The sequence below is a fragment of the Ramlibacter pallidus genome, assembly GCF_015070875.1.
Classification (GTDB): Bacteria; Pseudomonadota; Gammaproteobacteria; order Burkholderiales; family Burkholderiaceae_C; genus Ramlibacter; species Ramlibacter pallidus.
The window spans coordinates 60,249-73,483 of sequence record NZ_JADDIV010000005.1; the positions used below are offsets into that span (position 1 = coordinate 60,249).

A 13,235-nucleotide genomic window follows, 5' to 3' on the forward strand; every position below is an offset into this window, starting at 1 on the left:
AAGGCCCGGCCGCCTTCCGCCGCCTACAGTGGCGGCAGAAAGGACGGCCCATGAAGACCTATCGCATCGCCTGCATCCCCGGCGACGGCATCGGCAAGGAAGTCATCCCCGCCGGGCAGGAGGTGCTGCAGGCGCTCGCCGCCGCCGGGGCCGGCTTCGGTTTCGCGTTCACCAGCTTCGGCTGGGGCGGCGACTGGTACCGCGCGCACGGGCAGATGATGCCGGACGACGGCCTGGAGGCCTTGCGCGGCATGGACGCGATCCTCTTCGGCTCCGCCGGCGACCCGCAGATCCCCGACCACGTCACCTTGTGGGGCCTGCGGCTGAAGATCTGCCAGGGCTTCGACCAGTACGCAAACGTGCGCCCGACGCGCATCCTGCCGGGCATCGACGCCCCGCTGAAGCGCTGCACGCCGAGGGACCTGGACTGGGTCATCGTGCGCGAGAACTCCGAGGGCGAGTACGCCGGCGTGGGCGGCCGCGCGCACCAGGGCCACCCGATCGAGGTCGCCACCGACGTGAGCATGATGACGCGCGCCGGCGTGGAACGCATCATGCGCTTTGCGTTCCGGCTCGCGCAGTCGCGGCCGCGCAAGCTGCTGACGGTGGTCACCAAGTCCAACGCGCAGCGGCACGCCATGGTGATGTGGGACCAGATCGCCGCCGAGGTCGCGCGCGAGTTCCCGGACGTGCGCTGGGACAAGGAGCTGGTCGACGCGTGCACGGCGCGCATGGTCAACCGGCCGGCCTCGCTGGACACGCTGGTGGCCACCAACCTGCACGCCGACATCCTCAGCGACCTCGCGGCGGCGCTGGCGGGCAGCCTGGGCATCGCACCCACCGGCAACATCGACCCCGAGCGCCGCTATCCGAGCATGTTCGAGCCGATCCACGGCTCCGCGTTCGACATCATGGGGCAGGGCCTCGCCAATCCCATCGGCACGTTCTGGAGCTGCGTGATGCTGCTGGAACACCTGGGCGAGCACGAAGCCGCCGCGCGGCTGATGCAGGCGATCGAGTCCGTCACCGCCGACCCCGCCCTGCACACCGGCGACCTCGGTGGCAAGGCACGCACGGCCGACGTCACGTCCGCGGTGTGCCACCGCTTGAAGAACCGCTGATTCCAAGCCACGACGCCGGGACGCCGGCGAGTGGCGCATTCCCACCAAGGAGACAAGGCGATGAACCGGATTCTTTCCCTGCTCGCGCTCGCGCTGCTGGCGCCCGCGGCCCCGGCACAGGCCCCGGCCTGTCCCGAGAAGAACGTGCTGTACTGGCAGGCCTTCCCGCCCGGCGGCGAGTCCGACCTGTCCGCGCGGCACCAGCAGGTGGTGCTCAAGAAGCGCTGTCCCGCCATCGACACCATCATCCAGTACAAGGCCGGCGCCGGCGGCGCGCTGATGTGGACGCAGATGAACCAGCTGCCGGGCGACGGCGCCAACATCGTCGGCGTCAACCTGCCGCACATCGTGTTCCAGCCCATCGAGGGCCAGGTGCAGTACAAGACCCAGGACGTCACGCCGGTGTTCTGGTTCCACTACACGCCGGACATCCTCGTCGTGCCGGAGCAGAGCCCGGTGAAGACCTTCGACGACTTCATCAAGGCCGCCAAGGCGAACCCGGGCAAGCTCAGCCTCGGCGGCTCGGGCTCCAACTCCGCCAACCATGCCGCCCACGAGCGCATGAACAAGGCCTTCGGCGTGAAGACGATCTACGTGCCGTTCAAGGGCACCGGCGACATGGCCACTTCCGTGCTGGGCGGCCAGGTCGACGGCGCGATGACGTACACCGCCTTCGCCATCAACAACAAGACGAAGGTGCGGCCGCTCGCGGTCGCCATGGAGAAGCGGCATCCGCTGATGCCCGACGTGCCCACGTTCAAGGAGCTGGGCGTCGACTGGGTGGACGGCGCCTACCGCGGCATCGGCGTGCCGAAATCGACGCCGGCCGCGGAACGCAAGCGGCTGTCCGACCTCTGGCGCTCGCTCAACAACGACCCCGAGATGAAGGAGCTGGCCGCGAAGAGCGGCTTCGAGCTGGTGAACGTCGGCGTCGAGGAGATGGACGCGTTCATGCAGGGCAAGGTGAAGCTCTACACGGAAGGCGCGGCTCTGCTGGGCCTCGGCGCGAAAAAGTAGTAGTGATGTGCATGGCATGTGCGTGTGATGTGCGCTCACCCGCGGCGGGTAGGCAACTTCCTACAAGGCGTGCCGGCATGGCGCTCTACCATGGAGGACTTCCCCGGCCCCTCCCCCCGCGCCATCCCCCATGCCCCCTCCCTCGCCCGCGGCGTCGCAGCGCGCCGATGATTTCCTTGCCGGCGGTGGAGAGCTCGGCGCCCTGATCCGGGCGCACGACTGGCGCGGCAGCCCGCTCGGCGAGCCGGCGCAATGGCCGCGCAGCCTCAAGACTGCGGTGCGCATCATGCTCACCTCGCGCCAGCCCATCTGGATCGGATGGGGCCCTGAACTCACCTACCTCTACAACGATCCCTACCAGGCGATCATCGGCGGCAAGCACCCGTGGGCCGTGGGACGGCCGACGTCCGAGGTGTGGAGCGAGATCTGGCAGGACATCGGCCCGCTGCTCGCCACCGCGATGGCCGGCGACGGCACCTACGTCGAGAACCAGCTCCTCGTCATGGAGCGCAACGGCTACCCGGAAGAGACCTACTACACCTTCTCGTACAGCCCGATCCCGGGCGACGATGGCGCTCCGGCCGGCATCATCTGCGCCAACACCGACGAGACGCAGCGCGTGGTCGGTGAAAGGCAGCTGGCCCTGCTGCGGGAGCTCGGCGAGCGCACCGCCGACGCCCGCACGCCCGAGCAGGCCTGCGAACGCTGCGTCGCCGCCCTGGAGACCGACGCGCGGGACGTCACCTTCGCGCTGATCTACCTGGCGCCGCCCGGCGAGGAAGACCTGCGCCTGGTCGCCGCGCACGGCATCGAGCGCGGTGCACCGGGTGCACCGCTGCTGCTGCGGCCGGGCGCGCGGCCGTGGGCCGTCGCGGCCCGGGACGAAGAGTGCACCGTGGTGCCGCTGGATCTCGGGCTCGGCCCCTGGCCGTCCGGTGCCTGGCGCGAGCCCTCGCGCGAGGCCGTGGTGCTGCCGCTGGCGGCCGGTGGCGAGGCCGGCTCGCACGGGCTGCTGGTGATCGGACTGAGCCCGGTGCGCCTGTTCGACGAGGACTACCGGGACTTCCTGATGCTGGCCGCCAAGCAGGCGGCCGCCGCGGTCGCGCACGCGGAGGCGTACCAGGCCGAGCAGCGCCGTGCCGAAGCGCTGGCGGAGATCGACCGCGCGAAGACGCAGTTCTTCTCCAACGTCAGCCACGAATTCCGCACGCCGCTCACGTTGATGCTCGGCCCGCTGGAGGAAGCCCTCGCGCTGCGCGACGGGCTGTCGCCGCGGCATGCGGAACTGCTCGACCTGGCGCACCGCAACAGCCAGCGGCTGCTGCGCCTCGTGAACACGCTGCTGGATTTCTCGCGCATCGAGGCCGGGCGCGCGCAGGCCGCCTTCCGTCCGACCGCGCTGGCCGAGTTCACGCGCGAGCTCGCCTCCAACTTCGAGATGGTGACGGCGCGCGCCGGCCTCACGCTGGCGCTGTCCTGCCCGCCGCTGCCGCAGCCGGTGTACGTCGACCCGGGGATGTGGGAGAAGATCGTCCTCAACCTGCTGTCGAATGCCTTCAAGTTCACCTTCGAAGGCGGCATCTCGGTGCGCGTGGAGCCGACCGAGGACGGACGGCATGCGCGGCTGGTGGTGGCGGACACCGGCGTGGGGATCCCGCCGCACGAGCTGCCGCGCCTGTTCGAGCGCTTCCACCGCGTGCAGAACCAGCAGAGCCGCTCCTTCGAGGGCTCTGGCATCGGCCTGGCGCTGGTGCAGGAGCTGGTGCGCCAGCATGGCGGCACCATCGCCGCCGACAGCGCGCCGGGCCGCGGCACCACCTTCACCATCACGCTGCCCTTCGGGCGTGAGCACCTGCCGCAGGACCATCTCGCGGCGGGCCCGGGCGGCGAGCCGCGCAGCCTCGACGCGATGCGCGCCGACGCCTTCGTCGAGGAGGCCCTGCGCTGGCTGCCGGATCCGCCCGCGCCGGCGGCCGACCCGGCGGTGCCCGCGCTCGAGGCCGACGGCACGCTGCACGGGCTGCTGCCCCACCGCGCGCGCATCGTGGTCGCCGACGACAACGCGGACATGCGCGAGTACGTCGCGCGGCTGCTCGGCGAGCGCTGGGAGGTCGTCACCGCCGGCAACGGCGAGGAGGCGCTGCGTGCGATCCGCGCGCGCAAGCCCGACCTGCTGCTGACCGACGTCATGATGCCGGTGCTCGACGGCTTCGAGCTGCTGCGCGCCGTGCGCGCCGACGCGGCGCTCAGCGAACTGCCGGTGGTGATGCTGTCGGCGCGCGCCGGCGAGGAGGCCCGCGTGAGCGGCCTCGAGGCGGGCGCCGACGACTATCTCGTGAAGCCGTTCTCCGCGCGGGAACTCGTCGCGCGCGTGCGCTCCAACCTGCACCTCGCGGCGGTGCGGCGGGAAGCGGGCGCCGCGCTGCGCGAGAGCGAGGCGCGCTTCCGCAACATGGCCGACCACGCGCCCGTGATGATGTGGGTGACGGACGCCACCGGCTACTGCACCTACCTCAACCGCCGCTGGTACGAGATGACGGGCCAGACGCGGCAGCAGTCGCTCGGCTACGGCTGGCTCGATGCCACGCACCCGGACGACCGCGCCCACGCCGAGCGCACCTTCGTCGAGGCCAACGCGCGCAGCGAGGTGTTCCAGACCGAGTACCGCCTGCGCCGCGCCGACGGCACTTACCGCTGGGCGATCGATGCGGCCGCGCCGCGCTTCACGGAAGAGGGCGAGTACCTCGGCTACGTCGGTTCGGTGATCGACATCCAGGAGCGCAAGGAGGCCGAAGACCTCCTGCAGGACATCAACACCAAGCTGGCCCGGCGCGTCAACGAGGCCGGCGAGCAGGACCGGCGCAAGAACGAGTTCCTCGCGACGCTGGCGCACGAGCTGCGCAATCCGCTGGCGCCGCTGCGCAACGGCGTGGAGCTGCTCAAGCGGCTCGGCGCCACGCAGCCGGAACGCACGCCGCAGGTGCTCGCGATGATGGAACGCCAGCTGTCGCACATGGTGCGGCTGGTGGACGACCTGATGGACATCGCCCGCGTGAGCCGCGGCAAGGTCGAACTGCGGCGCGAGCGCGTGGCCCTGGCTTCCGTGGTGCAGTCCGCGCTGGAGACCAGCCGGCCCCTCGTCGAGCGCAGCCAGCATCAGCTGGCCGTGGACCTCCCGCCCGGTGAAGTCTGGCTGGATGGCGATCCCACGCGCCTGGCGCAGGTGCTCGGCAACGTGATCAACAACGCCGCCAAGTACACGCCGCCCGGCGGCCACATCGCGCTGCGGGCCGAAGTGTCCGGCGGCACCGTGGTGCTGCAGGTGCGCGACGACGGCGTCGGCATCGCGCCCGAGCTGCTCGGCGAGGTGTTCGACCTGTTCGTGCAGGGGCCCCAGACGCTCGCGGCGGCGCAGGGCGGCCTGGGCATCGGCCTGTCGCTGGTGCGCAAGCTGGTCGAGATGCACGGCGGCGTCGTGTCGGTGGAAAGCCCCGGTGTCGGCCAGGGCACGACCGTGCGCATCACCTTGCCGCTGGCGGCGCACGAAGCGCCATCGGCGGCGCCCGCGGGCGGCCAGGCGGAAGCGGCGGCCGCCGCCGCGCGCCGCGTGCTGGTCGTCGACGACAACGTGGACGCCGCGGACTCGCTCGGCCAGCTCCTTTTGGGCGGCGGGCACGACATCCGCGTGGTGCACAGCGGCGCGGCGGCCCTGCTCGCCGCCGAGACCTTCCGGCCCGACCTGGTGTTCCTCGACATCGGCCTGCCCGACCTGAGCGGCTACGACGTCGCGACCTCGCTGCGCCGCACGCGCCCGCTGGACGAGATGCGCATCGTCGCCCTGACCGGGTGGGGCAACGAGGAGGCGCGCGAGAAGTCCGCGCTGTCCGGCTTCGACCTGCACCTCACCAAGCCGGTGCCGATGGACGTGCTGCAGCGCCTCCTGGCGGGGGCGCAGGAACAGGAAGGCGCATGAAGCCCGCCAAGGTGCCGCGCAGCCCGCGCGTGCTGGTCATCGTCGACTTCATCAATCCCCTGAACTTCCCCGGCGCCGAGAAGCTGGCGCGGCCGGCCCTGGCCGCCGCCCGCGCCACCGTGCGCCTGCGCGAGCGGCTCGCGGCGGAGAACGTGGCCGTGGTCTATGCGAACGACAACTACGGCGCGTGGCAATCCGATTTCCAGTCGATGGTGAGCCAGCTGGCCGCGGGCGACGACACCAGCGGCGAGATCGCGCGACTGCTCGCGCCGGGCCCGCGCGACATCACGCTGCTGAAGCCGCGCCACTCCGCCTTCTACTGCACCGCGCTGGAGCTGCTGCTGCGGGAGATGGGCACGCGCGAACTGATCCTCGCGGGCCTGGCCACCGACATGTGCGTGCAGATGACGGCCGCCGACGCCTTCCTGCGCGGTTTCGAAGGCGTATGGGTGCCGCCGGAATGCACGGCCGCCGAGACGCCGCAGGCCAAGGCGGCCAGCATCCGGTACATGCGCGACGTGCTCAAGTGCGACGTGCGGTCTGCGCGCGCCGCGGCCCGCCAAGGCTGACGCGCTCCCGCGGCCGAGCTCGCAAGGGGCACGCCTGCGGCTACGATGGCCCGCTGCATCCCGCACAAGGACATCGCCCATGAAAACGCGCGCCGCCGTCGCCTGGAAGGCCGGCCAACCCCTGACCATCGAAGAACTCGACCTTGAAGGCCCCCGTGCCGGCGAGGTGCTGGTGGAGGTCAAGGCCACCGGCATCTGCCACACCGACTACTACACGCTGTCGGGCGCCGATCCCGAAGGGCTGTTCCCGGCGGTGCTCGGGCACGAGGGCGCCGGCGTGGTCCTGGAAGTGGGCGCGGGGGTGACCTCTCTGAAGCCCGGCGACCACGTGATCCCGCTGTACACGCCCGAATGCCGGCAGTGCAAGTTCTGCCTGTCGCGCAAGACCAACCTGTGCCAGCTGATCCGCGGCACGCAGGGCAAGGGCCTGATGCCGGACGGCACCTCGCGCTTCTCGCTGGACGGCAAGCCGATCCTCCACTACATGGGGACGTCCACGTTCAGCAACCACATCGTGGCGCCGGAGATCGCGCTGGCGAAGATCCGCGGCGACGCGCCCTTCGACAAGGTCTGCTACATCGGCTGCGGCGTCACCACCGGCGTCGGCGCCGTGATCTGGACCGCGAAGGTCGAAGCCGGCGCAAACGTCGTCGTGTTCGGGCTCGGCGGCATCGGCCTGAACGTGATCCAGGGCGCGAAGATGGTCGGCGCCGACAAGATCATCGGCGTCGACCTCAACCCGACGCGCGAAGCCATGGCGCGCCGGTTCGGCATGACGCACTTCATCAACCCGAAGGAGCACGCGAACGTCGTCGACGCGATCGTGCAGCTCACCGACGGGGGCGCCGACTACAGCTTCGAGTGCATCGGCAACACGACCACCATGCGCCAGGCGCTGGAGTGCTGCCACAAGGGCTGGGGCCAGAGCATCATCATCGGCGTGGCGGAGGCCGGCGCCGAGATCAGCACGCGGCCCTTCCAGCTGGTGACCGGCCGCCAGTGGAAGGGCTCGGCCTTCGGTGGCGCGCGCGGACGCACCGACGTGCCGAAGATCGTCGACTGGTACATGGACGGCAAGCTCAACATCGACGACCTGATCACGCACCAGCTGGCGCTGGAAGACATCAACAAGGGCTTCGACCTGATGAAGGCGGGCGAGTCGATCCGCTCCGTGGTGGTGTTCTGAAATGGAAGGACTGAAGACGCTGGAGGAGCATGCGTGCTTCGGCGGCACGCAGGGCTTCCACGAGCACGCTTCGGACACCATCGGCCTGCCGATGCGCTTCGGCGTGTACCTGCCGCCGCAGGCGGCGCGGGGGCCGGTGCCGGTGCTGTACTACCTGGCGGGGCTGACGTGCAACGAGCAGACCTTCGCGATCAAGGCCGGCGCGCAGCAGCACGCGGCGCGGCTGGGCATCGCGCTGGTCACGCCGGACACCAGCCCGCGCGGCACGGGCGTCGAGGGTGCCGACCAGGACTGGGACTTCGGCCACGGCGCGGGTTTCTACCTCGATGCCACGGCGCAGCCCTATGCCAGGCACTGGCGGATGGAGAGCTACGTCGCGCGGGAACTGCCGCAGGTGCTGCAGCGGCACTTCGCGGTGGACACGGCCCGCGCCGGCATCTTCGGGCACTCGATGGGTGGCCACGGCGCGCTGACGCTGGCACTGCGGCATCCGGGCCGCTACCGGAGCGTCTCGGCGCTGGCGCCGATCTGCGCGCCCTCCGAGGTGCCGTGGGGGCACAAGGCCTTCACCGGGTACCTCGGGGGCCACCGCGAGGCATGGTCGACGCACGACGCGGTGCAATTGGTGCGGCGGGGGGCGCGCGTGCCGCCGCTGCTGGTCGACCAGGGCCTGGCCGACACCTTCCTGGCCGCGCAATTGCGCCCGGAGCGCCTCGAGGAAGCCTGTGCCGCCGCCGGCCAGCCGCTCACGCTGCGCCGGCACGCGGGCTATGACCACGGCTATTTCTTCGTGGCCTCGTTCGTCGCCGACCACCTCGCGCACCACGCGGAAGCCCTCGCCGCCTGAACGTCCGGCGCCGCCGCGGCGCTTACAACTTGTTGCTTAAATGCCGCGGACGTGCGCAGCCTGCGGCGCGTTGGCGCACGCCGCTGTGGGCAGCGCCGGGAGCCATGCTTATGCTCGAGCATGTCCCTCCCGAGTGCCTGCCGCCGCGTGGCTGCCCTGTGTCTCGCCGCGCTCCTGCTGGTGGGCTTGGGGGCCGCGCGTGCCGTCGAGACGCCGCGGGCTGCGGCAGGGCACATCGACCTGCGCACCTGGGACTTCGGAAGGGACGGCATCGCGCCGCTGGACGGCCAATGGCTGCTGCAGTGGGATGAATTCGGCGACCCGCGCCAGCCCGCCGCGCCGGCCGCCCGCGGCATCGAAGTCCCGTCCGCGTGGAACGACGTCGCCGGCCAGCGCTACGGACGCGGCACCTACCACCTGACCGTGCAATGCGAGCGGGGCGCCGGCCTCGCCCTCAGCCTGCCGGTGCAGCACAGCGCGGTGCGCTGGTTCGTCAACGGCGCGCTGGTGGCGCGCCAGGGCGAGCCGGGCGCCAGCCCCCGCGGTGCGCGGCCGGAACTGGTGCAGCAGACCGTGGCGCTGGGCAGCGTCGCCTGTCCGCTGCACATCGTCGCGCACGTCTCCAACTTCGATGCCCAGCGCGGCGGCCTGCTGCGCAGCGTGGAACTGGGCGAGGCGCAGCAGCTGGCGCAGCGGCGCGAGCTGGCGCTGATGCGCGACCTGCTGTCCGTCGGCGGCCTGCTGGTGCTGGGGCTGCTGCCGCTGCTGTTCTACTTCGGCCGCCGCAGCGACCGCAGCCCGCTGTACTTCGGCCTCTTCTGCCTGGTGTTCGCGCTGGGCATGGCGCTCACCGGCACGCGCATCCTGCAGCCCGTGCTCGGCTCGATGGGCTGGGGCCGATACATGCAGCTCGTGTTCCTGTGCTGGTACGCGAACAACGCGCTGTTCGTGCTCTTCGTGCGCTCGCTGTATCCGCAGCAGGTGGGCACGCGCGCCGTGCGCCTGATCGTCGGCTGGGTGGCCCTGTCGTGCGCCGTCGTGCTGCTCACGTCGCCGCGCGTGTTCACCGCCCTGGTGCCCACGCTCGCCACCGGCTCCGCGCTGCTCGGCCTGTACCTGGCGTGGCGGCTGGCCGCCGCGTGGCGCAGCGGCCGCCGCACGGCGCCCCTCTTGCTGGGCGGGCTGGCGATGCTGGCGATCGCCGTGGTGCACGACATCGTCCAGTTCGCCCATCTCGCGCGCCTGAGCCTGCTGCCCTATGGCGTGCTGCTGTTCGTCGCGGCGCCGGCCTACCTGATGGCCCGGCGCTTCGCCCGCGCGCTGCTGGTGGAGGAGCGGGTGGCGATCGAGGAGCGCGAGCGCGCCAACCTGCTGGTGCGCTCCACCAAGGCGGGGCTGCTGGACTGGGACGCGATCAGCGGCCGCACCGAATGGTCGGAACGCCTGCGCGAGATGCTGGGCCATCCCGGCGGCCCCGATGCTCCCGAACTGCCGGAGTTCCGCAGCGTCGTGCACCCGGAGGACCACGACCGCGTGCACGGCAGCTTCCTGCGCCAGCTGCGCGACCGCAGCGTCGCGAGCGGCGTGCGCGCCGGCGAGCCGATGGACTACCGGCTGCGGCGCGCGGACGGCAGCGACCTCTGGATCCACGCCGAGGCCGTGTCGGTCTGCGATTCGCGGGGCCGGACGCTGCGCTACATCTGCTCCTTCATCGACATCTCCGACCGCAAGCGGCACGAATCCGAGATGGCGGAGCAGCAGGCGGCGCTGCGGGCGCAGGTGGCGCTGACGCGCACCGAGCAGCGGCGGCTGGACCTGGTGGTGCGCGGCGCGCGCGTGGGCATCGTGGACTGGGACGGCGTCACGCACGAGACCTACTACTCGCCGCGCTTCCGCGAGATCCGCGGCTACGCGCCCGACGCGGACACCGCGGACTGGCCCGACTACTTCCGCGTGATGATCCATCCGGACGACCGCGAGCGCGTCACGCGGCGCTGGGTCACCTTCATCAAGGGCCAGGGCCCGGAGGGTCCGTGGGGCGACTTCTACGCGCCCGAGGAATACCGCCTGCTGCGCGCGGACGGCAGCTACGTGTGGGTGCAGGTGAGCGGCATGGCGGTGCGCGACGAGAAGGCCTTCGTCGTGCGCTGGATCGCCGCCATCCTGGACATCACGGAGCGGCGGGCGCACGAGGAGGCCCTGCGCGCCTCCAACGAGGCGCTGAAGGAGAACGTGCGGCTGCGCGAGGAGGTCGAGCGCATCGGCCGCCACGACATCAAGACCCCGCTGAACAGCATCGTGGCGGTGCCGCGCCTGCTGCGGGAGGAAAGGCGGCTCGGGCCGGAGGCGGACGAACTGCTCGGCATCGTGGAGCGCGCCGGCTACCGCATCCTGTCCATGGTCAACCTGTCGCTCGACCTGTACAAGATGGAGCAGGGCAGCTACGTCTTCCGGCCCGACGCGGTGGACCTGGCGGACCTCGTGGAGAAGGTGCTCGCCGACGTGCGCGTGCACGCCGCCTCCAAGGGCGTGCATTTCCAGGTCGACCTGCACGGCGCGCCCTATGCGTGGGCCGAGGAGCTTCTCTGCTATTCGCTGCTGGCGAACCTGACCAAGAACGCCGTCGAGGCCTCGCCTGAAAACGCGACGGTCACGCTGCGGGCGGAGGCGGGCGAGCCGGGGACGGTGCGGCTGCACGTGCACAACCAGGGCGCGGTGCCCCAGGCGATCCGCGGCAGCTTCTTCCAGAAGTACGCCACGCTCGGCAAGGCGAGCGGCACCGGGCTGGGCACGTACTCGGCGCGGCTCATGGCGCGGGTGCAGGACGGGGAGGTCGCCATGCAGACCTCCGAGGCCGAGGGGACGACGCTCACCGTCACGCTGCGCGCCGCCGCCGAAGGCGTGATCCCCGCCAGCGTCCGGCACGCCAGCGAGCGCGCCCGCCCCGAACCGCTGCGCATCAACGGCCTGCCGCCCAGCCGCGTGCTGCTGGTGGACGACGACGAGTACAACCTGCTGATCGTGCGGCGCTTCCTGCCCTCGCCGCCGTTCACGGTCGACACCGCCATCAACGGCCGCATGGGCCTCGCGCAGGCCGAGCGCCACTGGCCGGACATCATCTTCATGGACCTGGACATGCCGGTGATGGGCGGCATGCAGGCGGTGCGCGAGCTGCGGGCGCTGGAGGCCGGCGGCGCGCGGCGCCGCTGCACGATCATCGCCCTGTCCTCGCACGAGGACGAACAGACGCAGCAGGCGGCCCTCGCCGCCGGCTTCGACCGCTACCTGAGCAAGCCGGTGACGCGCGAGGTGCTGCACGGCGCGCTGCTGGAACTGTGCGCGCCCGACGGCGGGGCGCCCGCGGCCGGCCGCCCGTCGCCGGCCCTGCCCGCCGCGCCCGGCGACCCGGTGCTGGTGGACGCCGACATGCAGGCGATGCTGGGCGAGTACCTGGTGTCGCGGCGCGCGTTGATCGGCGGCCTTCCCGCGCAGGCGCTCGCCGGCGAGCGCGAGGCCCTGCGCCGCAGCGCACACCAGCTGGCGGGCAGCCTGGGGCTCTACGGATTCCGCTGGGCCAGCGAGCAATGCCGCTGGATCGAGCACAACGCGGCGCACGTGGAAGCCGCGCGGGTGGAAGAACTGGCGGGCCAGCTGGAGGCCCACCTGGAAACCGCCGACATCCGCTTCATCGACATCGACGGGCTCCCCGAGCCTTCCCTGGAGAAATCATGACCGAGAAGAAACGCGTGCTGCTCATCGACGACGACGCCACCGTCGTGGGCTACCTCACCACCAAGCTGTCGAAGCTGTACGAGGTGGTCTCCACCTCCGACCCGCGCAAGGCGGTGGCGATGGCGCGGCGCGAGCTGCCCGACGTGATCCTGTGCGACATCGACATGCCCGGCATGGGCGGAGGGGAGGTGGCGGCTGCGCTGTCCGAGGACACGACGCTCGCGCGGATCCCCTTCGTCTACCTCACCGACCTGGTGTCGCCCGAGGAAACGCAGGACCTGCAGGGCGAAGTCGGCGGGCGGCCCGGTGTCTCCAAGCGCGCGCCGCTCGCGGAGCTGGTCTCCCGGATCGACCAGCTCACGTCCTGAATCTACTCGCAGAGCCGGCGGATCGCCTCGGGGATGTCCACGGCCCGGATGCCGGGCGTGTCGCCTTCGCGGCGTGCGGCGAAGATCCGCACTTCGTCGCATTCCATGATCACATCCTCGCCGCGTTTCACGACGTAGCGCTGCACGAAGCTCTTGCCGCGCCACTCCGCGATGCTCGTGTGGACCTGCAGCGTGTCGCCGTAGCTTGCGGTCTTCACGAACTTCGCGTGCGTGTCCACCAGCGGCGTGCCGATCACGCCCATGGACTTCTCGGTCTCGTGCCAGGGCGGCACGCCGCACTCCACGAAGAAGTGCCGCGACGCCGCGTCGATCCAGCGGAAGAAGTTGGGGAACCAGACGATGCGGGCGGGGTCGCAGTCGCCGAACTCGACCCGCACGGTGTAGACGACCGACTTGGACAA

At 71.3% G+C, this 13,235-nt stretch carries 9 protein-coding genes; 8 read left to right on the top strand and 1 reads right to left on the bottom strand.

Translation table 11 applies throughout. The features are described 5' to 3' along the window. The first annotated feature begins 50 nt into the window (after positions 1-50). The 8 genes from IM787_RS17295 to IM787_RS17330 all read left to right on the top strand — a co-directional run bounded on the left by IM787_RS17295 (position 51) and on the right by IM787_RS17330 (position 12,813). Entirely contained in the window at positions 51-1,121 is a 1,071-nt protein-coding gene (locus tag IM787_RS17295) for a tartrate dehydrogenase (RefSeq protein WP_193677957.1), read from the top strand. Positions 1,122-1,181: 60 nt separating this feature from the next. Continuing rightward, entirely contained in the window at positions 1,182-2,138 is a 957-nt protein-coding gene (locus tag IM787_RS17300; RefSeq protein ID WP_193677958.1) for a tripartite tricarboxylate transporter substrate binding protein, read from the top strand. A 130-nt stretch (positions 2,139-2,268) separates the two neighbouring features. Further along, positions 2,269-6,111, top strand: a complete 3,843-nt coding sequence (locus IM787_RS17305; protein WP_193677959.1) for an ATP-binding protein — start codon at positions 2,269-2,271, stop codon at positions 6,109-6,111. After that, positions 6,108-6,680, top strand: coding sequence for a cysteine hydrolase family protein (locus IM787_RS17310; protein ID WP_193677960.1), 573 nt, complete (start codon positions 6,108-6,110; stop codon positions 6,678-6,680). Before IM787_RS17305 ends, IM787_RS17310 begins: the two co-directional genes overlap by 4 nt. Positions 6,681-6,759: 79 nt before the next feature. Continuing rightward, complete coding sequence (locus tag IM787_RS17315) at positions 6,760-7,866, top strand: S-(hydroxymethyl)glutathione dehydrogenase/class III alcohol dehydrogenase (protein WP_193677961.1); 1,107 nt, start codon at positions 6,760-6,762, stop codon at positions 7,864-7,866. Position 7,867: 1 nt separating this feature from the next. Beyond that, positions 7,868-8,713, top strand: coding sequence for an S-formylglutathione hydrolase (gene fghA, locus IM787_RS17320; RefSeq protein WP_290427335.1), 846 nt, complete (start codon positions 7,868-7,870; stop codon positions 8,711-8,713). A gap of 120 nt (positions 8,714-8,833) precedes the next feature. Beyond that, a complete protein-coding gene (locus tag IM787_RS17325; protein ID WP_193677962.1) occupies positions 8,834-12,445 on the top strand; it encodes a PAS domain-containing protein in 3,612 nt (1,203 codons plus the stop codon). Next, positions 12,442-12,813, top strand: coding sequence for a response regulator (locus tag IM787_RS17330; RefSeq protein ID WP_193677963.1), 372 nt, complete (start codon positions 12,442-12,444; stop codon positions 12,811-12,813). The genes IM787_RS17325 and IM787_RS17330 overlap by 4 nt, the downstream gene beginning before the upstream one ends. A gap of 2 nt (positions 12,814-12,815) precedes the next feature. Here IM787_RS17330 and IM787_RS17335 read toward each other — a convergent pair whose 3' ends face one another. Next, on the bottom strand, positions 12,816-13,235 hold the full coding sequence (locus IM787_RS17335) for an acyl-CoA thioesterase (RefSeq protein ID WP_435531168.1): 420 nt from the start codon (positions 13,233-13,235) through the stop codon (positions 12,816-12,818).